The sequence below is a fragment of the uncultured Psychroserpens sp. genome, from assembly GCF_947503375.1.
Classification (GTDB): domain Bacteria; phylum Bacteroidota; class Bacteroidia; order Flavobacteriales; family Flavobacteriaceae; genus Psychroserpens.
Genome location: NZ_CANNDQ010000007.1, coordinates 174,879 through 194,396, shown reverse-complemented (window position 1 = coordinate 194,396; position 19,518 = coordinate 174,879). Strand labels below are relative to the sequence as shown.

Below are 19,518 nucleotides of genomic sequence, written 5' to 3'. Positions count from 1 at the left end.
TAGAGGCATGTGTCACACATGCATTAATAATCATAATGATTACTGTCAAAGTTGCTTAAAGTCGTTCTTCAAAGGTAGTTCTCTACATCAAAATCAAAAGCAAGTATTGAGAATGTTCGTCTCTGGCATATTTTTATCATTGATAGTCTTTGGGTATCAAATGCTAAAGTTACAACCTATTAAAGTCAATTATTTAATTCTTGGTTTTTGTCTTGGCGTTTCTTTAATGTCAATGTATTACATCATGAGACAAACAAATATATATGCCGAAGTAAGCAAAGTACCATTTATTGGAGGAAAACTCGCTATAGTCCTTTTAATTTTAACTACTGTATCAGGTGGTCCATTTTTGTATTTTATCTACAAGCTTTTTCTAGTTGGAAAATCTAATTATTCAAAATCAGTTCGATAGTTATCTTGTAATCATTGAAGTCAATTAAATTGTTATGTTCGCCGTTCTTAATAGTAATAAACTCGATATCATGTTCAGGTACCGCAGCGTATAATTTCTTTGCTGAACTATATGGAACAACACTATCATCTGTACCATGAAAAATAGTGATTGAACACTCCACATTTTTTATAAACTCATTTGAAGGAAACTTATACTTTAGTAAAGGTTTAATTGGAAATATTGGAAATCGCTGCTTAGCAACATCCAAAATACTGTAATAAGGCGTCTCTAAAATAAGCTGTTTTGGTTGATGCTTAGAAGCTAAATAAGTAGCTATTCCTGTTCCTAAAGAACGACCATATAATGTGATGTCACTCTCCGAATATTGTTTCAACAAATAGTCGTAACAGTATTGAGCATCATTATAAAAGGCTTGTTCACTGAGTGCTCCTGTGCTTTTTCCATAGGTTCTATAGTCCATAATGAATACATCATAGTGATTTGCCACGAAAAATTCAGCAATAGTTCCCCATCGACTTAAGTCTCCAGCATTTCCATGAAAATATAAAATAACACCTTTAGGGTGTTCTGCTTTGAAATGAATTGCATTTATGACAGCAGCTTCACTTGTATTCAAAAACACTTCTTCAAATGGGTATTCAAATTGGTAGGTATAGTCTTGCGGTAATGTTGTAGGCAGAAACAATAGTTTTTCTTGTAGAAAATAAAGAGATGCACCAATCATAACATAAAGTATTACTAATAGTTTGAAGAGGGTTTTAAGCCTTTTTTTTATTGGGTTTTGAAGTGTGAATGACATTTATGCTTGTAGTTTCTAAATCTATGGTTTTTGGTGCCTGATTAATAATATCATCAAGCATACTATGGTATGATTCAAAATTATTCAAATCTTTATGACCACCTCCAATCACTGTATGTAATTTCGTAAGTTTAGGATTCACTTGTGATAATTTGACGCTTGTTTTATACGGAATTAATTTATCGTGAGTTCCATGAATGATATGTATAGGGCATTGCACATATTTTAACCATTTATAAGTTGGCAATGGATATTTAATTAATAACGATAACGGCATAAAAGGTGCATAACGAGCAGTTACCTTGGTTAAACTATAATAAGGCGCATCAAGAATGAGCATTTTAGGGTGATTCATTGATGCTAATTTTGCAGCAAAACCAGAACCAAGCGATCTACCATATAAAATAATTCGGTCTTCAGTAGTCATCTCCTTAAGTTTGTTATAAACCAATTGCAAGTCACGTTTAATTGCTTTTTGTGAGCGTCTGCCTGTACTTTTGCCGAAGCCTCTGTAATCAACCATGAGAACATTATAACCATGTCTAGTAAAATCTACAGCAAATTTTCCCCAACCTTTTATACTTTTTGAATTTCCTTTTAAATAAAGCACAACACCTTTGCTTTCACCTTTTGGGAAGAATCGCAAACCATTAATTACTGCACCATCTCTGGTTTCTAGATTATACTCTTTCGTGGCTTGATTATCATAGTTGAATTGAAAATCATTAGGAAGTTTTTCAGGTTTAAATAACATATAATCTTGAAGGTAATACAATGCAGTACTAATAGCAATGTAAATAACAACAACAATGATTACTATAGACAACCAATATGGCATATTGAGGGTTTTAGTTATAGACAAGATAGGAAATTAATTGAAAACCTTTCTTTAGTGACTTCAGCTAAAATTTCTAAACTAAAATCATTTACTTTGTGATACAATTGACAAGAAATGTATTTTTTACCTAAAAAAATAGACCACTATGTTGTAGCTCATTCTCAAGAAGAGCCACAATTATTAAAACAATTAACTCGAGAAACCTATCAAAAGGTATTGCAGCCTATTATGCTTAGTGGTCCATATCAAGGTAGAGTACTTAGTATGATTTCAAAATTGAAACAACCAAAAACCATATTAGAATTGGGTACATTCACGGGTTATGCTACGCTATGTCTAGCAGAAGGGTTAATGACTAACGGAAGGATAGACACCATAGACATTAATGAAGAACTTGCTGACTTTCAACGAAAATATTTCCATGCGTCTGATTATGGCCACCAAATTCATCAGCATATTGGTAATGCATTAGACATTATACCTACATTGAACAACACCTATGATCTCGTCTTTATTGATGCTGACAAAACTAACTACGTCAACTACTTCCATCTAATCATAGACAAGGTGAGCCCTGGAGGTATTATCATATCTGATAATGTATTATGGCATGGAAAGGTAGTTGAACCTCTTAAAGAAAAAGATGAGTCCACTAAAGCAGTCTTAGAGTTCAATACGCTTTTAAAAGAAGACCATAGAATTGAAACTGTTGTATTACCAATTCGAGATGGTTTAACGATTAGCAGAAAAAAGTAATCTATTGTTCACGACGAATAGAACCAGAGAAGTCTTCTAAATCATCTTTTACTTTATTAATTTCTTCAGTAATATTATTGGTTATATCAGTATCAATACCTTGCTTTTCAGCAGTTTTTGTGATCTCTGATTTGATATCATTTGAAGCATCTCTCAGCATACGCATACCCTTACCTAAACCTCTAGCAATCTCGGGTATTTTATCAGCACCAAAAACCATTACAACTATAAAAAGTATAAAGATTACCTCTGTTGTACCTATAAATAAAAATGTAGTCAATTGTATCACGATGCAAATATACTAAGATGTTTGGTTTGGGAATAAATCGTTGCTGTAATTATTTACTGATTTTTCTACTTAAAATACAAATTAAACTAATCTTTGGTACTTTCAACTTGATTATTGAAATCTAATAACTTTTGAGCTAAAAATTCAAAAAGTTTTATATCGCTATTCAGTTTACACAGCTCTAAAAATTTTGGATCTTCAGACGCATAATAAAAAAACTCCGTTTTTAAGTGATCCTCTAAATCTAAATCTCCAAACAAATCATCAGAAAACTCGCTATTGACCCTTTGCATACAAGTATCTTGTTGCTCTAGTCGAACTAAGTTTTTTAATCGTTTGGTACGTCCAGAAATCTTGTTAAGTATTTTATTGATATTAATACTAGCCAGTAACCCATAATAGTACACATATTTTCCATGATTGGCATCGTACAATCGTCTCTCCTTTTGAGTTTTCCGTTTTCCGGTGTACCCAGGAATACCAACATCATAAAAATTAATATCTGCTTTAGCATCACTGTTTTGAACATCAGAAGTTAAATCTCCCGTAAGTACTTTTCCAACAATCACTTCATCGAGTTCATTAATTTTTTCGGTAAGATTCACAACCATCTTTTGCGATTGTATCATGAATTGATTGACTTTAATTTCAAGTGATTTATATTGGATAGCAGAAATTAAAATAGTATCGTTCAATGCAGCAGGAATTGTAAATACTCCATTATCATCTGTAGTTGTAAACTTATTTGATGTTTTGTTAATGATATGAATTCGATCTACATCACTGTTAGCGATTACCTTACCAGAAATATCGGTAGTTTGACCAACTAAAATGCTCAACTTAAATAAGCATACAATTAATAAAACATAAGCTTTAGTCGGTATCATTTTTAGAATTTAAAAACGACTTGCTCTTTTGACTAAGCACTTCAAGAAATTCTAATTCTTTACCATAATTTAAAAGTGTAAAATCAAAATCACCATCTTCAACATATCTTATAAACTCTTCAACGCGATGTTCTGGAATATCGAAATTGTCAACTAAGAATGCAGATCCAAAATAGTATTTAATTGATTTCACTGGTACTTCAGATATACCAGCTGCTTTTTTATCTTTCACCTCTGACCTGAAAAGTGGTATTAATAACTGGTCTACTACATTAACAATATTCAACCCGTTAACCATGGTTTGTGATTGAGAATGCATCACTGGATTTTCAACTTGACTCCTATTATCATCTGCAAAATCATATTCATCACTATTTCTAACTCCAAAATAAAGTGCATCTAATTTTGGATTAAATGTTTTTGCACGCTTGATATCTACTTCCAGATCACCAGAGAGTCCTTTAGTCATTACCAATACTTCATCTAACTTATTAATTTCTTCTATTAAAAAAATTCGCATTTTTTTAGATTCCATTATTGCTTCGTTTACTCTAACATCAAAGTTTTGATATTGTAATGCTCTAATTTCTATAAGATCATTCAGAGCCACATCAATTGAAAACGCTCCATTTTCGTCGGTAACCGTACCTTTATTTGATGAGGCATTAAAAACAGTTATTCCTTCAATATCGTTACTCTCAACAATGATTTTACCGTCGATTTTTATTCGTGTAATTTCTTGCGAAATGGTATTAAGGCTCGTGATTAGTAAGATAAGAGTTAATAGTGGTTTCATAGGTTTGGTTTTAACTATAAAAATAATTGCTTATTGGCTTTATTTAAACATAAAAGCTTGTAAACTTTTGTTAAATTAAAGGTTTACTTAAATTTACGATAAATAAATAAAACTATGAAGCATATAATTATTGCAAGTACATCTACCATACACGGAAGTGGACCTCTAGAGTATTTACTGAGTGAGTTGTCTGTGTTTTTTAAAGACACTTCTGAGATTTTATTTATTCCTTATGCTAGACCTGGCGGAATATCTCATGACGAATATACTGCTAATATTAACAAAGCATTTAGCCAAATAGGAAAAGTTGCTAAAGGTATACACGAGTTTGAAGATCCTAAAACTGCTGTCAAAAATGCTAAAGCTATTTTTACTGGAGGAGGCAACACCTTTGTATTGGTGAATCAGCTCTATAAAAATGACCTCTTAGAACCAATAAAAAGTGCTGTAAACTCTGGCACACCTTATTTAGGTACTAGCGCCGGAAGTAATATATGTGGACTAACTGTAAACACAACTAACGATATGCCTATTGTGTATCCTCCTAGCTTTAAAACCTTTGGATTTATACCTTTTAATATTAATCCTCATTATCTAGACCCAGATCCAACGAGCACTCATAAGGGAGAAACAAGAGAAACTCGTATTAAAGAATTTCATGCATTTAACACGCAACCTGTAGTTGGTATTCGAGAAGGAAGCTGGTTAGAGGTAGCTGGTGATTCTATTGTTCTTAAAGGACCGCTTACTGCTCGTATTTTTGAGCATAACAAAGCTCCTTACGAGGTAGACTCTGGGACAAGCTTAAGTCATTTAAAATGATCATAATGTTTTTAAAAAGTGATATCCTAAAATTTCGAAACCCTCATTGTAATAGAACTTATGAGACGGATGATTTTGAACATAAGTATTAAGTTCAATAGTAGTACATCCTTTTTCAGAAACATAGTCATATATCCATTGTAAAAATTGTTTGCCAAGACTTTTATTTCTATATTCTTCTATTATAAACACATGATCTAGCTCTACACTTTTACCTGCATAATGTCGTGTACAATACCAAAGACCAGAAACACCTATGGGTTGATCTTCAGCGTAAATTACAGCACACTCATAGTTTTGAGTTATCATTTCTGCAAAACGCGATTCTAAAATAGCATCAGAAAATTTATGGCTGGTTAATTGTTGTACCAAAGGTATAATATCATTTATTTTGAAAGACTCAATAATTTTGAAATGAAATGACATGCGTGAAAATTTAATGTGAATATAATTATTTTCACTGAAAATGAATTAGTAAATTATCAACACAAATACAATTATCTGCCTTGAAACGACGACATTTCATAAAAAAAACAGTTGCTACTGGGATTGCCTTATCTACCTTACCTCAGTTAGCTTTTCAAGAGATCAATACACGTGTAACTTACGAGGAACTAATTGGAAAAGGTAATCCAAAACTATATGGCGATACTTATAAATTGAGAAAAGAAGCATACTATGCCTTTTTAGAATTAAAATCTGAAGCACTTAAAAACGGCATTAATATACATATTGTGTCTAGTTATAGAGGCTATGATCACCAAAACCGTATTTGGGAACGTAAATACAATAATTACATCAATAGAGGATTAACACCCATGCAGAGTATTGAAAAAATAATTGAATACTCCACTATTCCAGGTACATCGAGACATCATTGGGCTACAGATATAGATGTTATTGATATTAATGTTAAACAACCAGCATCTATTTTACAACCCAATCATTTTGAAAGCAACGGATGCTATAGTAAACTTAAATTATGGATGGATGAACATGCTAATTCGTATGGATTTCATTTGGTATATACGAACTCGGCTAACCGTAAAGGCTTCAAATATGAGCCTTGGCATTATAGCTATAAACCCTTATCAAAGGCTTATCTTACAAAATATAAATGTTTGAATATAAAAGATATCATCTCAAATGAAAACCTACTTGGTAATCGTTTTTTTTCAACTGATTTTATTACCAATTACTTAAATCACAATATTTTGGATATAAATCCAGAACTTTTGTAAATTTATAATTCTAATTATCACAATCATGAGAGGAAAAAATTTCAAAGTCAGATTATTAATTGGTGTTGCTATAGCATTATTCTTTGTGATCAAGAGGTGTAGCCAACGAGAAGAAAATCCTTATACAGGTAGAATGCAAACAATTTCTATGTCTTCTGATGAAGAGATTCAAATAGGTCTTGCTAGTGCTCCTGGAATGGCACAACAACACGGTGGATTACATCCTAATAATCAATACCAGGCATTGGTTGATGATGTAGGACGTAAATTGGTAAATAATAGTATTGCAAAACAAACACCATACGATTATGAATTTCACTTATTAGCAGATTCAAAAACCATTAATGCTTTTGCATTGCCTGGAGGTCAAATATTTATCACATTTGCTTTGTTTTCTAAGCTAGAAAACGATGACCAACTGGCTGGCGTATTAGGTCATGAAATTGGTCACGTTTTGGGGCGTCATAGTGCTGAACGTATCGCCGAAAGCGAATATTGGCAAGGCTTAGTAACTGCTGGTTCGGTTGGAGGTGATATTGGAGGTTTGGTAAGTGGAATTGGTCAAAATACATTACTAACCAATGGGAGAGATGATGAATTAGAAAGTGATGATTTAGGTGTTAAATTTATGATACGAGCAGGTTACGACCCTAATGAAATGATAGGCGTTATGGAAATCTTGAAAGCGGCTGCAGGACCTAATCGAGTTCCTGAGTTTCAAAGTACACATCCAGATCCAGAAAATAGGATTGAAAAGATTAAGGCTTCTATTGAAAAGTATAAAAAAACGCTTTAACTAAAATTAAAGCGTTTTCTCTTATTAACTAACTTAACTCAAATATTGCCATTATTAGTGACTAAATACTTTCTTCTTATGAGTCCAGACTTTTAATATAATCTAGAACTTCTTTAGCATTAGATGCCTTAGCATATTTTTTTGCTGTCATTCCTTTTTTTCCTCTTGCGTCAATGTCCGCACCCTTTTCAACCAAAAGTTTTAAGATATCCAAACGATTATAACGTGCTGCATACATGGCAGGAGTTAGACCATTAGATTTCTCATTAACATCAGTACCTAAGTCTATTAATTTTTTAACGGTTTCTAGATCACCTTTAACAATAGACATACAAAAAGCACTCACTTTAGCCTTTTTAGTAACTGTTTCATAAGTTGTTGAAGATTCTACAACATTTTTTGCGTTTAAAGTACTAACAGAAAACGCCATTGCGATCGCAATAATAACTACTGATTTTTTCATGATGAAAGATTTTAAATTAATTGATTGTTTTTTGATTATATTAAATAGACGATTTTTTTTTATTAGTGTTACAAATAAAAATCACAAATAACATTTTTTTAACTATTTGTAAACAAATATGTTAAGTGTCTCATAAATTAACATACCTGTTTAACACTAGTTAAATCATTGTTTAATACATCTTTAAAAGAAAATATTTGCAATCTTATTTTAATCATAACACATTTTATACTTTATCTTTGAAACAAATTAAAACCACAATGAATAACAAAGTTATTTTAATGATTCTTGATGGTTGGGGAAAATCTCCAGACCCGAAAGTTTCTGCTATCGATAATGCTTATACGCCATTTATAGATTCTTTATACAAGAAATATTCACATGCCTCACTAAGGACAGACGGTTTACATGTAGGCTTACCTGAAGGACAAATGGGTAATAGCGAGGTTGGACATATGAATTTAGGAGCAGGTCGGATAGTTTATCAAGATTTAGTTAAAATAAATTTGGCAGTAAAAAATAACACTCTTAAAGATGAACAAGTACTGATAGAAGCTTTCGAATATGCCAAAAAAAATGATAAGCCTATTCATTTTTTAGGATTGTTAAGTGACGGAGGTGTTCATTCACATATTAATCATTTATTTGGCTTGATTGATGCTGCTGAAAATTATGGAGTTAAACGCTCATACATTCACGCATTCACAGATGGTCGCGACGTAGACCCAAAATCTGGCTTTGGTTTTGTTACCTCCTTAGAAAGCAAAATTAAAAATACAAATACAAAACTAGCATCAATCACTGGACGCTATTATGCAATGGATAGAGACAAGCGATGGGAACGTATAAAACTAGCATATGATGCTATAGTTAATGGCATCGGTGAGTATTCACAAAATGCAACAGAAGCTATCCAAGATAACTATGATAAAAATATAACTGATGAGTTTATAGAGCCAATTGTAATGACTGATGAAAACAATCAAATTGTAGCAAAAATTAAAGATGGTGATGTGGTTATATTTTTCAATTTTAGGACAGATCGTGGTCGAGAATTAACCGAAGCATTATCACAAAATGATTTTCATGAACAAAATATGCATAAGCTGGATTTACATTATGTAACCATGACCAACTATGACGAATCCTATAAAGACATTAAAATTGTTTTTAATAAAGATAACCTAACCAATACGTTAGGAGAAGTCTTAGAAAAGCACAATAAAACGCAGATAAGAATCGCAGAGACTGAAAAATATCCTCATGTAACGTTTTTCTTTTCTGGAGGACAAGAAACACCTTTCAAAGGTGAAACTCGAATTTTAAGAAATTCCCCTAAAGTAGCGACCTACGATCTTAAACCAGAAATGAGTGCATACGAACTTAGAGATGCATTAATACCAGAATTAGAAAAAAGTACTGTAGATTTTGTTTGCCTAAATTTTGCTAATGGAGATATGGTTGGGCATACTGGTGTTATGGATGCTGCTATAAAAGCATGTGAAGCTGTTGATATTTGTGTTAAAGACGTAGTTACTACTGCCCTTGAAAAAGACTATACCACAATTTTAATTGCAGATCATGGAAACTGTGAGACCATGATCAATCCAGATGGTTCACCAAACACTGCTCATACAACAAACCCAGTACCTATTATATTAATAAATAATGATAAAACTGTTGTAAAAGATGGTATTCTGGGAGATATTGCACCAACTATTTTAAAACTGATGGGTGTCGAAAAACCTGAGGCCATGACGCAACAATCTTTAGTTAGCTTCTAAATTAAAAAAGATATTTATCGTACTTTTACAGCATTATTAAGAACTAACGAATGAACTTTTTAGATAAACTAGTAATAGCTATAGACTTTGATGGCACTATAGTTGAAGATGCTTATCCAAAAATAGGAAAACCTCGAATTTTCGCTTTTGAAACTATGAAACGCTTACAACAAGACGGTCATAGACTCATTTTATGGACCTACAGAAGTGGCGATAAATTGGATGAATCTGTTCAATTTTGTAGAGACAATGGTATAGAATTTTATGCTGTAAACCAAAGTTTTCCTGAAGAAAAATACGATAATAAGGTAAGCCGTAAGATCTATGCAGATATTTATATAGACGATAGAAATATTGGTGGTATTTTGGGTTGGGGAGAAGTCTATCAACTTATTGCAAATGAAGAACTCAATATTAAAAACAATAAACCTAAAAAAGGCTTGTTTTCTTTTTTGAAACGATAATATGATTATAGTAAAAACACGAGAAGAGATTGAACTCATGCGTCAAAGCGCATTAGTTGTTTCAAAAACTTTAGGAATGCTAGCCAAAGAAATAAAGGTTGGAGTTACCACAATGCAATTAGATAAGCTTGCAGAAGATTTTATTAGAGCACAAGGTGCATTACCAGGCTTTTTAGGCTTGTACGATTGTCCGTCTACTTTATTATGTAGTGTAAATGAGGCTGTAGTTCATGGATTGCCAACAAATAGACCTCTTGAAGATGGCGATATTGTTTCTGTAGACTGTGGTGCATTGATGAATGGTTTTTATGGTGATCATGCATATACCTTTGAAATTGGAGATGTTGCTCCTGAAACAAAAAAACTAATTAAAGTAACCAAAGAATCGTTGTATGTAGGGATTCGTGAACTTAAAATAGGGAATCGAGTTGGAGATGTAGGTTATGCTATTCAAAAACACTGTGAAGCTCATGGCTATGGTGTGGTAAGAGAACTCGTTGGTCATGGTTTAGGGCGTAAAATGCATGAAGATCCAGAAATGCCAAATTATGGTCGTAGAGGTCGGGGAAAGAAATTTATTGAGGGGATGGTTGTGGCCATTGAACCTATGATCAATGGTGGCACACATCGAGTTAAGCAACTTAAAGATGGTTGGACCATTGTAACACAAGATGGAAAACCAAGTGTTCACTTTGAACACGACATCGCTATTATTGACGGAAAGCCTGAAATTCTATCAACATTTGGTTATGTTCATGAAGCTTTGGGTATTACCTCAACTGAAGAAGATGAGTTTAGAAGGGAAGCTTTAGTACTGTAATGGATGTAGACATTTTAAATATTCACCAGAAAGAAATCATAACTGGTTTTAAAGCCCGCTTTGTTCATAGTGAATATACAACTACTGCTTTTTGGGAAATAGAAGCTGGAGCAGAATTACCTTTGCACTCACACCTTCACGAGCAAATATTTATCGTTACTGAAGGTCAATTTGAAATGACTATTGATGGCATTACAAATATTTATACACCTGGCTTACTTGCGATCATACCTTCTAATATTCAACATTCTGGTAAAGCAATAACGGCTTGTAAAATAACAGATATATTTTCACCTGTTAGAGAAGATTATAAATAGTGAAGACACTCTTCAAATTTATTTTAAACATTATACCGAGACCTGTTCTTATTAGGCTGAGTTACATTGCTAGCCCTTTACTTGCTTTTTTTCTAAAAGGGAATAAATATGTAGATCCAATTGATGGTAAGCGCTTTAAGACTTTTTTACCTTATGGGTATGGTCATCAACGTAACAATGTACTCTCACCATCTACACTTTCATTAGAGCGTCATAGACTACTTTGGTTATATCTAAAAAATGAGACCGATTTCTTTTTAGCAAAAAAAAAGGTGCTACATTTTGCTCCTGAACAGTGTTTCTTAAAACGCTTTAAAAAGCTGTCTAATTTACAATACACTACAACAGATCTAGAATCGCCTATAGCTGATGTCAAAGCAGATATCTGTAACCTTCCTTTTGAAGACAACAGCTATGATGTAATTTTATGTAATCATGTTTTAGAACATATACCAGACGACACTAAAGCAATGAAAGAACTTTATCGTATTTTAAAACCAGGTGGTTATGGTATATTTCAAATCCCACAGGATTTATCTAGAGACATTACCTTTGAAGATGACACCATAACTGATAAGAAAGCTCGAGCGAAGATCTTTGGTCAATATGATCACGTTAGAGTTTATGGTTTAGACTACTTTAACAAACTACGTACTATTGGTTTTAAAGTAGATGAAGTGGATTACACTACTTCACTTTCAGAAGAAGCTATTGAGACCTATTGCTTGGCGAAAGGAGAAATTATTCCTGTTGTTTATAAGACTTAATCTTCTGGAAAATTATTTAGACTTAAAGTTTCTAATTCTTGCTGGTCATTCTCAAAAATAAGAAAGACTTTAAGTTTGGGATGCTGCTCTAAAAATGTTTTTACTTTATCCGTTCCCATAGCTTGAAATGCTGTTGCATAAGCATCTGCAGTCATACATTCATCGGCAATTACAGATACACTCAAAATATTGGTTTTTGTTGGGTAACCTGTTTTTGTATTAATAATATGTGCAAAGCGATTGCCATTTTGATCTACTTTGAATTTTCTATAGGTGCCAGATGTAGCCATAGCTACATCTTTTAATGTGATGGCCTTTAAAACAGACTGTCCTCCATCAAATCGAGGTTCATCTAAGCCTACACGCCAAGGTGTCCCTTTTTCAATATTAATACCTTTTGCGCGTATTTCGCCTCCTATTTCAACTAAATAATTCCTAATATTTTTACTTTCAAGAAACACTCCAATAACATCAACACCATACCCTTTAGCAATGGCATTAAATTCAAGATAAGTACTCGTTTGTTTTTTTACTTTATTGTTGGCGATCATTACTTTATCAAAGCCCACAAAACGCATCAAACTATCTATTGTAATACTATCTGTCAAAAACTTAGTTTTATCAGCTCCAAAACTCCATGCATTTACTACATCTCCAATGGTAGGATCAAAAGCACCATCAGTTAGTTCATAGATCATCTTAGAGGTCTGGAAAACTTTCAAGAAGTGATTATCAATGGTTACATCCTCATTTCTGTTTAATCTTGAAATATCTGAATCTGGAATATAGGTTGATAACGACTGGTTAATTTTGGCAAACAAGCTATCAAATTGTTTTTCATAATTGATTTTGGAATCATAAATTACATTATAAGATGTTCCAAAAACTGGCCCAGAAAGTTTGATGTTTTCAGGTTGAACGATAGATTGTTTTACTTCTTTTTTACAAGAAAACGATGCAATCACTAGAAGCAGAATAAGTTTTTTCATTTAATTTAGGTTGGATTCAATCACCTGTATTCCATTATACTCAATAAGATAGTCTTCGTTCAAATATACAGGTAATTCTTCGCCTTTAGGATTGCCCAACCCTACTCCAGCGTATAATACTTTAGCATTTTTATCGAAAGCATGCTTTTTGAATGTTTCCATCCAAACCACATCATAATTATTCGGATTTTCTGGAAGTATAACAGCACGTACAATCACAAAAAAGTATTGGCTATTCTTATCAATACATACAAATTGAGGATGCTTTTTTAATGTACTATTAATAGCTACAAATTCAAAACCTCGTTGTTCTAAATCTTTTCCAACGTGATTCATCGCTAAATTATGTAGTTCTTGTTTTGTAAGTGGTTTACTCATGCTACAAAGATACGAACTTGCTACTTAAACCTTACAAATTTTGAACTGCTAAATGTATAATTAGACACAGAAATCACTGCATCCTTTTGGAGTTGATACCATGGCGAAATATTAGAGTTTTGCAAATTTTTTACCAAATGCACACTTTGTGCAGGCGTGTTTCCTTGAAATAATAAATACAATTTCTGCCCTTCCTCGTTAATCGCTTCATCACAAATCATCACAATATGACCTGGAGAGCCACCTTTAATCAACATATCTCCTATTTTGAGGTTCTTGTCATCTACCTCAGATAATTCATGAAAAAGGGATAACGTACCTGAATAGGTGTAAATTAAATTTAGGTATTTGTAAAAATTCTCTTTTGAATGGTCAGCTCTTGCTACTTTATTGAATGTCACTTGATTTCCATTAATTTTAGGACGATACCCTTCTGCATAACGTTTCCAAGAACAATAATCTCCTGAAGTGAAATTAAACCCAATATCATCTTTCCTGTTTTGTTCCCATAAGTATTCACTTCTAATTCTAATTAGTGCGTCAGCACATTGCTGGAGGCCATTTTTTGGTACAGGTACTTCCAAAACACCTATGTGACCACCTTGCCAAAAATATTCTGAATCGTCATAATTGACAATCTTACTTCCAAAGGGTTTCAACTTATAATTTCGAAGGTATTCTTGAAAGCTTCCTTTAGGGTAATTAACACGTTTGTACCCTTTAGGAGGCTTAACTCGTGTTAAAATACTTAAGCTATCTTTTGCAATTAAATTTGGTGTTTCAATAGTAGCCTTCACTGTTTCAACAACCTTTTTTACAGGCTTAAATTGAAATGCTACAGCAGCTATAGTTATGAGAAGTATGATTAGAATTAGATATGGCTTTTTCATAAAAGTATAAACGTAGGTGATTGAAGTTTTCGTATTCAGTCTAAAAAATCTTATTTTTAATGTCATTCATTTACTATTGATCATTTAACACATTACGTTGCTTATTTTATCAATCTAATAATTTAGGTGCTTATGATTAAATTTTTTAGACGAGCAAAAAAGAAATTTATTTCTGAAAACAAGTTCAGCAAATATCTTCTATATGCAATTGGTGAGATCATATTGGTAGTTATTGGTATTCTAATTGCATTACAAATAAATAATAAAAGTGAATATCGAAAAGAACGCGATCAAGAAATTGAACTTCTTAAAAGCTTAGCAAATGAAATTAAGTTAGATATTCTTCAAATAGAGAATAACACTAAATTATCGAATGATAGGCTTGATAATCTTGAAACTTTATTGCAATCATTAGCGTCTCCAAATACCATTGATAGGGCGAATTTTATTGAACAGTCGTATCAATTTGTAATAGATAATTATTTTCAATGCAATAGTGGTGTTTTTGACGAAGCAGTTTCATCTGGCACAATGAGTTATGTTATGAACGACACTTTACGACAACAAATTTTTGATTATTATAGAACCTCTAGAAGTAACTATACTGATGAAACTAGTCGTAAGGTAACAGATGATATTATCACACCGCTCTATATGGAATCGTTATTACTAAATCAAGATGGGTTATCATTAGTTGGTATCAATGTTGAAACCCTCTCAAATTTAGATACGCTTGATTTATTTAGCATTAAAGAAAATAAGACCTTCTGGAAAATGGCACTAATGAAATTTGGTGTTAATCGTGAGCAAATTAATCGTTGGGATATGATGAAAAAAAGTGCGGTAATATTAAAAACTCAAATTGATAATGAATTAATACAAATAAACACTGATTAGATATTCTATACCAAGGAGGATTTATTTTTGTATCTTTTTAGTATCGAAAAAGAAAATCATTAAACTCATGAAAACATCTCATCGATTAGAAACAGCTATTAAAAAATTATACACTGCTTTTCACAACAATGAATTACACCCAGAATGTTGTAAGAGTTGTGCTGTTGGAAATATTCTAGATCGTACTGATGCATGGAAGCATCTATCTGACCACCATGGCTCATTAGATTTAAATTATGTGGGTAAAGTCCACCAAAACTTAGGCAGACGGTTCAATGGGTATTCTCCATTAGAGTTACTACATATAGAAGCTACATTTCTGAAAGCTTGTAATTATAAATTGCCACTGCATCACAATCATTTCAAACCTAAAGACCCAAAAGACAAAGATTTGTTATTTAATGGCTTGTCTGAGGTTATTAAGTTCTTATGCGAGCTTGATAACATTCCTAATGTTATGGATTACACCAAACTGTTTGAAGTTGAAAACAATCAACCAAAATACCAGTTGATTTAAAACTTAAAATGAATAAAAAAGCCAGTTTTAATAAACTGGCTTTTTTATTTGTATTTGAGATTCATTCGAATTAACCTCCAAAATCATCAAATCTAATATGTTCATCAGGAATACCAAAATCTTCGCCCATCTTCTGAACGGCTTGGTTCATTAATGGGGGTCCACAGAAGTATAATTCTATATCTTCAGGAGCTTCATGATGATTTAAGTAATTATCAATTACACAGTTGTGAATAAAACCTACAAAACCATCTCCTTCTTCATCATTAATATCTTTTTTAACTTTCCAATTATCTTCTTCTAATGGTTCAGATAGTGCCATATAAAATTTGAAATTAGGGAAATCTTTTTCTAATTTTCTAAAATGCTCAATGTAAAATAACTCACGCTTTGAACGTCCACCATACCAATATGTTACTTTACGACCAGTTTTGATGGTTCTAAACAGGTGATATAAGTGCGAACGCATTGGAGCCATTCCTGCTCCTCCTCCTACGTATAACATCTCACTTTCAGATTCGTTAATGAAGAACTCACCATAAGGTCCTGAAATGGTCACTTTATCACCTGGCTTTTGAGCGAAAATATATGAGGACGCAATCCCTGGATTCACCTCCATCCATGCATTCTTAGCTCTATCCCATGGTGGTGTTGCAATACGTACGTTTAACATGATCTCTCTTCCTTCTGCAGGATAAGAGGCCATAGAGTATGCTCTTTCTACCGTTTCGTCATTTTTCATAACTAAAGGCCAAAGTCCAAATTTATCCCATTCAGCTTGGAATTTATCTGGAGTTTCATGCTCTTCAGGATGTGCTGTAATATCGATATCAGAATATTTAATTTCACATGGTGGAATCTCAATCTGAATATATCCACCTGCTTTATAATTCATATCTTCTGGAATCTCAACAACAAATTCCTTGATAAATGAGGCTACGTTATAATTACGAACTACTGTGGCTTCCCATTTTTTAATTCCGAAAACTTCTTCAGGAATAGTGATCTCCATGTCTTGTTTTACTTTTACCTGACAAGACAAACGCGCACCATGTTGTAATTCTTTTCTACTAAAGTGTGGTGTCTCTGTAGGTAACGCTTCGCCTCCTCCAGAAAGTACATGACATTCACATTGAATACATGTTCCACCACCACCACATGCCGATGGTAAAAATATCTTTTCGCCTCCTAGAGTAGATAATAATGTACCTCCTGAAGCAACTTGTATTTCTTTTTCACCATTAATCTTTATAGTCACTGGACCAGATGGTGATAATTTTTGCTTAACAAACAATAATAAGGCTACTAATACTAGTGTAACAAGTAAAAACGCTGCTACTGTAGCTACTACTGTTCCTATTGTACCTGCTGCTAAAATCATACTATTCATTTATTTTAGTGTTGTTTGCTAATTCTGTTTTATCGTCTTCATTAGTTTTGATCACTTCAACTGTTTTCTCTTCTTTTGCTTCTTCATCACCACCAGTGAGCATTCCTCCAAAACTCATAAAACCAATTGCCATAAGTCCGGTAATTATAAATGTGATCCCTAAACCTCTCAATGCTGGAGGTACATTAGAATATCTAATCTTCTCTCTAATGGCTGCAATAGCTAATATGGCTAAGAACCAACCAATACCAGAGCCAATACCATAATTAAGTGCTAAACCTAGTGTAGCAATCTCTCGTGATTGCATAAATAATGATCCACCTAAGATTGCACAGTTTACTGCAATTAGTGGTAAAAATATACCTAGAGAATTGTATAATGATGGTGAAAACTTCTCAACCACTATTTCTACCAATTGAACCATTGTAGCAATAGTAGCAATAAACATAATAAATGATAAGAAACTTAAATCATAATCTGCATATTCTGGACCTAACCAAGTTAAGGCACCTGGTTGTAATACATATTGATCTAACAACCAGTTTAATGGTACTGTAATCGCTAATACGAAGATTACAGCAGCACCAAGACCTACTGCAGTTGAAACTTTTTTAGATACTGCTAAGTAAGAGCACATTCCTAAGAATGTAGCAAATACCATGTTATCTATAAATATTGATTTGAAAAATAATTCTACGTGTTCCATATGTTTTGCGTTTTGAACTCTGAAATCTATTTCAGAATAACACTTATTTTTAATCTTCTACTAAATCTTTATTTCTTGTACGTTGTATCCAAATAATAATACCTACGACAATTAATGCCATTGGCGACAATAACATGAATCCGTTGTTTTCATAACCAATAGAATACAATCCTGTTTTCTCAATTGGATCTCCTAATACAGGAATCCCTAATAAAGTTCCTGAACCAAGTAATTCTCTGAAGAATCCAACAATTATCAATATCACCGCATATCCTAATGCATTACCAATACCATCTAAAAATGATCGCCATGGTCCATTTCCTAAAGCGAAAGCTTCAAAACGACCCATAATAATACAGTTCGTAATAATTAGTCCAACAAATACCGAAAGTGTTTTACTTAATTCGTAAGCGAAAGCTTTAAGAACTAAATCAACAATAATTACTAAAGTAGCAACTACTATGAGCTGTGCTATAATTCTAATTTTTGACGGAATAATGTTACGCATCAAAGAAATCACAACATTACCTACACCCATTACAAACAGTACTGATATAGACATTACAATTGATGCTTCTAATTCTGCAGTAATTGCTAAAGCAGAACAGATACCTAATACCTGAATAGTAATGGGATTATTATCAGTTAAAGGATCTTTAATTAAAGCGGCGTCTTTTTTTGAAAGTAGTCCCATATTAATTCATTTGTGTTTTTAAATTATCAAAATAAGGCTTATACAGTTTCAAGTCTTTTTTAATCATAGCAGAGACACCGTCTCCAGTAATAGTAGCTCCAGCTATTGCATCTACTTCATTATCTGTTTTATCATTATTCTTTGGGTCTGCATTACCTTTAGCAACTGTGATACCTTTAAAAGCTCCATTTGAAGTAAGCAAGTGCTCTCCGTAAAAATCATCCATAAAGTAACGTTGTTTGATATTTGCGCCTAAACCAGGTGTTTCCCCTTTATGATCAAAATAGGCACCTTGAACTACCATATTTTCATCCATAGCTACATATCCCCAAATGGCATCCCAAAGACCTTTACCATATATTGGTGCCACATAAACTTTTTTACCTTCTTTATTTTCACCAACAAATAATGGTAATTTTCTTTCTCCACCATTTTTAGCACTAGCTTGTTGCTTCTTAACATCAATAAGATAAGGCTCTTGTTTGGTCTCTTGAAAATACTCATCTCTTGTTTGTTTCTTAACAACTTTACCACTAGCGTCAACGGTAATTACCAATTGATCTTTAACATTAGAAGCGAATGCTTCTGGTGCTTTATCTGTTGAAATAAATACTGCACTAGTCTCATCATTATCATTGATACCCATAGCGTAAAGAATATTTTGTTGTTTTTCTAAACGCTGATTTTCACTAATTCTCGGCTTTAAAGATGATGCTAGATAGGCTAATAAGGAGCCTACAACCAACACCATACCAATGGCAAAAATTATTGTATACGAATTTTTATCTGTTCTCTTTTCCATC

General features: G+C 32.8%; 26 protein-coding genes. 12 read left to right on the top strand and 14 right to left on the bottom strand.

Annotation, left to right across the window (positions count from 1 at the left end; all coding sequences use genetic code 11):
* The first annotated feature begins 244 nt into the window (after window positions 1–244).
* Complete coding sequence (locus Q0876_RS13210; protein ID WP_299228637.1) at window positions 245–412, top strand: hypothetical protein; 168 nt, start codon at window positions 245–247, stop codon at window positions 410–412.
* Here Q0876_RS13210 and Q0876_RS13205 read toward each other — a convergent pair.
* Together Q0876_RS13205 and Q0876_RS13200 are read right to left on the bottom strand one after the other, a co-directional pair.
* A complete protein-coding gene (locus Q0876_RS13205; protein WP_299228635.1) occupies window positions 387–1,214 on the bottom strand; it encodes an alpha/beta fold hydrolase in 828 nt (275 codons plus the stop codon). The two genes, Q0876_RS13210 and Q0876_RS13205, sit on opposite strands and share 26 nt — an antisense overlap.
* The gene (locus tag Q0876_RS13200) at window positions 1,174–2,052 is read right to left on the bottom strand and encodes an alpha/beta fold hydrolase (RefSeq protein WP_299228633.1); all 879 of its coding nucleotides are present in this window, start codon (window positions 2,050–2,052) and stop codon (window positions 1,174–1,176) included. The genes Q0876_RS13205 and Q0876_RS13200 overlap by 41 nt, the downstream gene beginning before the upstream one ends.
* 114 nt (window positions 2,053–2,166) lie before the next feature.
* Here Q0876_RS13200 and Q0876_RS13195 point away from each other — a divergent pair, with 114 nt between their 5' ends.
* Entirely contained in the window at window positions 2,167–2,808 is a 642-nt protein-coding gene (locus Q0876_RS13195; protein ID WP_299228631.1) for an O-methyltransferase, read from the top strand.
* Window position 2,809: 1 nt separating this feature from the next.
* Here Q0876_RS13195 and Q0876_RS13190 read toward each other — a convergent pair whose 3' ends face one another.
* The 3 genes from Q0876_RS13190 to Q0876_RS13180 all read right to left on the bottom strand — a co-directional run bounded on the left by Q0876_RS13190 (window position 2,810) and on the right by Q0876_RS13180 (window position 4,780).
* Window positions 2,810–3,097, bottom strand: a complete 288-nt coding sequence (locus Q0876_RS13190) for a twin-arginine translocase TatA/TatE family subunit (protein ID WP_299228629.1) — start codon at window positions 3,095–3,097, stop codon at window positions 2,810–2,812.
* 86 nt (window positions 3,098–3,183) lie between these two features.
* Window positions 3,184–3,984, bottom strand: coding sequence for a carboxypeptidase-like regulatory domain-containing protein (locus Q0876_RS13185; protein WP_299228627.1), 801 nt, complete (start codon window positions 3,982–3,984; stop codon window positions 3,184–3,186).
* A complete protein-coding gene (locus tag Q0876_RS13180) occupies window positions 3,971–4,780 on the bottom strand; it encodes a carboxypeptidase-like regulatory domain-containing protein (RefSeq protein ID WP_299228625.1) in 810 nt (269 codons plus the stop codon). The genes Q0876_RS13185 and Q0876_RS13180 overlap by 14 nt, the downstream gene beginning before the upstream one ends.
* Before the next feature lie 114 nt (window positions 4,781–4,894).
* On the opposite strand from Q0876_RS13180, the gene pepE reads away from it, so the two are divergent.
* Window positions 4,895–5,602 carry a dipeptidase PepE gene (pepE, locus tag Q0876_RS13175; RefSeq protein WP_299228623.1) on the top strand — a complete coding sequence of 236 codons (708 nt, stop codon included), beginning with the start codon at window positions 4,895–4,897 and terminating at the stop codon, window positions 5,600–5,602.
* On the opposite strand, the gene Q0876_RS13170 is transcribed toward pepE, so the two are convergent.
* Complete coding sequence (locus Q0876_RS13170) at window positions 5,603–6,028, bottom strand: GNAT family N-acetyltransferase (protein WP_299228621.1); 426 nt, start codon at window positions 6,026–6,028, stop codon at window positions 5,603–5,605.
* A gap of 80 nt (window positions 6,029–6,108) precedes the next feature.
* On the opposite strand from Q0876_RS13170, the gene Q0876_RS13165 reads away from it, so the two are divergent.
* Both Q0876_RS13165 and Q0876_RS13160 read left to right on the top strand, forming a co-directional pair.
* Window positions 6,109–6,843: a M15 family metallopeptidase gene (locus Q0876_RS13165; RefSeq protein ID WP_299228619.1), complete on the top strand. Its 735-nt coding sequence runs from the start codon at window positions 6,109–6,111 to the stop codon at window positions 6,841–6,843.
* Window positions 6,844–6,868: 25 nt separating this feature from the next.
* Window positions 6,869–7,639, top strand: a complete 771-nt coding sequence (locus Q0876_RS13160) for a M48 family metalloprotease (protein ID WP_299228617.1) — start codon at window positions 6,869–6,871, stop codon at window positions 7,637–7,639.
* Window positions 7,640–7,715: 76 nt separating this feature from the next.
* On the opposite strand, the gene Q0876_RS13155 is transcribed toward Q0876_RS13160, so the two are convergent.
* Entirely contained in the window at window positions 7,716–8,102 is a 387-nt protein-coding gene (locus Q0876_RS13155; protein ID WP_299228615.1) for an ankyrin repeat domain-containing protein, read from the bottom strand.
* 260 nt (window positions 8,103–8,362) lie between these two features.
* On the opposite strand from Q0876_RS13155, the gene gpmI reads away from it, so the two are divergent.
* Genes gpmI through Q0876_RS13130 form a run of 5 tightly spaced genes read left to right on the top strand, consistent with a single transcriptional unit; the run spans window position 8,363 to window position 12,254 of the window.
* Entirely contained in the window at window positions 8,363–9,886 is a 1,524-nt protein-coding gene (gene gpmI / locus Q0876_RS13150; protein ID WP_299228613.1) for a 2,3-bisphosphoglycerate-independent phosphoglycerate mutase, read from the top strand.
* A 50-nt stretch (window positions 9,887–9,936) separates the two neighbouring features.
* A complete protein-coding gene (locus Q0876_RS13145) occupies window positions 9,937–10,350 on the top strand; it encodes a BT0820 family HAD-type phosphatase (RefSeq protein WP_299228609.1) in 414 nt (137 codons plus the stop codon).
* A gap of 1 nt (window position 10,351) precedes the next feature.
* Complete coding sequence (gene map / locus Q0876_RS13140) at window positions 10,352–11,170, top strand: type I methionyl aminopeptidase (RefSeq protein WP_299228607.1); 819 nt, start codon at window positions 10,352–10,354, stop codon at window positions 11,168–11,170.
* The gene (locus Q0876_RS13135) at window positions 11,170–11,487 is read left to right on the top strand and encodes a cupin domain-containing protein (RefSeq protein ID WP_299228605.1); all 318 of its coding nucleotides are present in this window, start codon (window positions 11,170–11,172) and stop codon (window positions 11,485–11,487) included. The genes map and Q0876_RS13135 overlap by 1 nt, the downstream gene beginning before the upstream one ends.
* Window positions 11,487–12,254 (top strand): class I SAM-dependent methyltransferase, encoded by a 768-nt coding sequence (locus Q0876_RS13130; protein ID WP_299228603.1) that lies wholly within the window; start codon window positions 11,487–11,489, stop codon window positions 12,252–12,254. The genes Q0876_RS13135 and Q0876_RS13130 overlap by 1 nt, the downstream gene beginning before the upstream one ends.
* Here Q0876_RS13130 and Q0876_RS13125 read toward each other — a convergent pair.
* The 3 genes from Q0876_RS13125 to Q0876_RS13115 are packed head-to-tail and all read right to left on the bottom strand — an operon-like array spanning window position 12,251 to window position 14,511.
* Window positions 12,251–13,243, bottom strand: a complete 993-nt coding sequence (locus tag Q0876_RS13125; protein ID WP_299228601.1) for an FAD:protein FMN transferase — start codon at window positions 13,241–13,243, stop codon at window positions 12,251–12,253. The genes Q0876_RS13130 and Q0876_RS13125 overlap by 4 nt on opposite strands.
* The gene (locus Q0876_RS13120) at window positions 13,244–13,621 is read right to left on the bottom strand and encodes a Na(+)-translocating NADH-quinone reductase subunit F (RefSeq protein WP_299228599.1); all 378 of its coding nucleotides are present in this window, start codon (window positions 13,619–13,621) and stop codon (window positions 13,244–13,246) included. It abuts the gene before it with no gap.
* A 20-nt stretch (window positions 13,622–13,641) separates the two neighbouring features.
* Window positions 13,642–14,511, bottom strand: a complete 870-nt coding sequence (locus Q0876_RS13115; protein WP_299228598.1) for a DUF4846 domain-containing protein — start codon at window positions 14,509–14,511, stop codon at window positions 13,642–13,644.
* A 132-nt stretch (window positions 14,512–14,643) separates the two neighbouring features.
* Here Q0876_RS13115 and Q0876_RS13110 point away from each other — a divergent pair, with 132 nt between their 5' ends.
* Both Q0876_RS13110 and Q0876_RS13105 read left to right on the top strand, forming a co-directional pair.
* Entirely contained in the window at window positions 14,644–15,408 is a 765-nt protein-coding gene (locus Q0876_RS13110) for a DUF6090 family protein (protein ID WP_299228596.1), read from the top strand.
* A 67-nt stretch (window positions 15,409–15,475) separates the two neighbouring features.
* On the top strand, window positions 15,476–15,925 hold the full coding sequence (locus Q0876_RS13105; protein WP_299228594.1) for a Na(+)-translocating NADH-quinone reductase subunit F: 450 nt from the start codon (window positions 15,476–15,478) through the stop codon (window positions 15,923–15,925).
* A gap of 70 nt (window positions 15,926–15,995) precedes the next feature.
* On the opposite strand, the gene nqrF is transcribed toward Q0876_RS13105, so the two are convergent.
* From nqrF to Q0876_RS13085, 4 genes are read right to left on the bottom strand one after another with little or no spacing between them, the layout of a single operon-like run.
* Window positions 15,996–17,306, bottom strand: coding sequence for an NADH:ubiquinone reductase (Na(+)-transporting) subunit F (nqrF, locus tag Q0876_RS13100; RefSeq protein ID WP_299228592.1), 1,311 nt, complete (start codon window positions 17,304–17,306; stop codon window positions 15,996–15,998).
* 1 nt (window position 17,307) lies between these two features.
* A complete protein-coding gene (gene nqrE, locus Q0876_RS13095) occupies window positions 17,308–18,021 on the bottom strand; it encodes an NADH:ubiquinone reductase (Na(+)-transporting) subunit E (RefSeq protein ID WP_299228590.1) in 714 nt (237 codons plus the stop codon).
* A gap of 49 nt (window positions 18,022–18,070) precedes the next feature.
* Complete coding sequence (locus Q0876_RS13090) at window positions 18,071–18,715, bottom strand: NADH:ubiquinone reductase (Na(+)-transporting) subunit D (protein WP_299228588.1); 645 nt, start codon at window positions 18,713–18,715, stop codon at window positions 18,071–18,073.
* 1 nt (window position 18,716) lies between these two features.
* The gene (locus tag Q0876_RS13085; protein WP_299228586.1) at window positions 18,717–19,517 is read right to left on the bottom strand and encodes a Na(+)-translocating NADH-quinone reductase subunit C; all 801 of its coding nucleotides are present in this window, start codon (window positions 19,515–19,517) and stop codon (window positions 18,717–18,719) included.
* Between the last annotated feature and the right edge of the window lies 1 nt (window position 19,518).

What these genes read in the sequence shown, in the direction of transcription:
- Q0876_RS13210 (WP_299228637.1), top strand. Translation starts at nt 245, where the DNA reads ATGAGACAAACAAATATATATGCCGAAGTAAGCAAAGTACCATTTATT.
- Q0876_RS13205 (WP_299228635.1), bottom strand. Translation starts at nt 1,214, where the DNA reads ATGTCATTCACACTTCAAAACCCAATAAAAAAAAGGCTTAAAACCCTC.
- Q0876_RS13200 (WP_299228633.1), bottom strand. Translation starts at nt 2,052, where the DNA reads ATGCCATATTGGTTGTCTATAGTAATCATTGTTGTTGTTATTTACATT.
- Q0876_RS13195 (WP_299228631.1), top strand. Translation starts at nt 2,167, where the DNA reads ATGTATTTTTTACCTAAAAAAATAGACCACTATGTTGTAGCTCATTCT.
- Q0876_RS13185 (WP_299228627.1), bottom strand. Translation starts at nt 3,984, where the DNA reads ATGATACCGACTAAAGCTTATGTTTTATTAATTGTATGCTTATTTAAG.
- Q0876_RS13180 (WP_299228625.1), bottom strand. Translation starts at nt 4,780, where the DNA reads ATGAAACCACTATTAACTCTTATCTTACTAATCACGAGCCTTAATACC.
- pepE (WP_299228623.1), top strand. Translation starts at nt 4,895, where the DNA reads ATGAAGCATATAATTATTGCAAGTACATCTACCATACACGGAAGTGGA.
- Q0876_RS13170 (WP_299228621.1), bottom strand. Translation starts at nt 6,028, where the DNA reads ATGTCATTTCATTTCAAAATTATTGAGTCTTTCAAAATAAATGATATT.
- Q0876_RS13160 (WP_299228617.1), top strand. Translation starts at nt 6,869, where the DNA reads ATGAGAGGAAAAAATTTCAAAGTCAGATTATTAATTGGTGTTGCTATA.
- Q0876_RS13155 (WP_299228615.1), bottom strand. Translation starts at nt 8,102, where the DNA reads ATGAAAAAATCAGTAGTTATTATTGCGATCGCAATGGCGTTTTCTGTT.
- gpmI (WP_299228613.1), top strand. Translation starts at nt 8,363, where the DNA reads ATGAATAACAAAGTTATTTTAATGATTCTTGATGGTTGGGGAAAATCT.
- Q0876_RS13145 (WP_299228609.1), top strand. Translation starts at nt 9,937, where the DNA reads ATGAACTTTTTAGATAAACTAGTAATAGCTATAGACTTTGATGGCACT.
- map (WP_299228607.1), top strand. Translation starts at nt 10,352, where the DNA reads ATGATTATAGTAAAAACACGAGAAGAGATTGAACTCATGCGTCAAAGC.
- Q0876_RS13135 (WP_299228605.1), top strand. Translation starts at nt 11,170, where the DNA reads ATGGATGTAGACATTTTAAATATTCACCAGAAAGAAATCATAACTGGT.
- Q0876_RS13125 (WP_299228601.1), bottom strand. Translation starts at nt 13,243, where the DNA reads ATGAAAAAACTTATTCTGCTTCTAGTGATTGCATCGTTTTCTTGTAAA.
- Q0876_RS13120 (WP_299228599.1), bottom strand. Translation starts at nt 13,621, where the DNA reads ATGAGTAAACCACTTACAAAACAAGAACTACATAATTTAGCGATGAAT.
- Q0876_RS13115 (WP_299228598.1), bottom strand. Translation starts at nt 14,511, where the DNA reads ATGAAAAAGCCATATCTAATTCTAATCATACTTCTCATAACTATAGCT.
- Q0876_RS13110 (WP_299228596.1), top strand. Translation starts at nt 14,644, where the DNA reads ATGATTAAATTTTTTAGACGAGCAAAAAAGAAATTTATTTCTGAAAAC.
- Q0876_RS13105 (WP_299228594.1), top strand. Translation starts at nt 15,476, where the DNA reads ATGAAAACATCTCATCGATTAGAAACAGCTATTAAAAAATTATACACT.
- nqrF (WP_299228592.1), bottom strand. Translation starts at nt 17,306, where the DNA reads ATGATTTTAGCAGCAGGTACAATAGGAACAGTAGTAGCTACAGTAGCA.
- nqrE (WP_299228590.1), bottom strand. Translation starts at nt 18,021, where the DNA reads ATGGAACACGTAGAATTATTTTTCAAATCAATATTTATAGATAACATG.
- Q0876_RS13090 (WP_299228588.1), bottom strand. Translation starts at nt 18,715, where the DNA reads ATGGGACTACTTTCAAAAAAAGACGCCGCTTTAATTAAAGATCCTTTA.
- Q0876_RS13085 (WP_299228586.1), bottom strand. Translation starts at nt 19,517, where the DNA reads ATGGAAAAGAGAACAGATAAAAATTCGTATACAATAATTTTTGCCATT.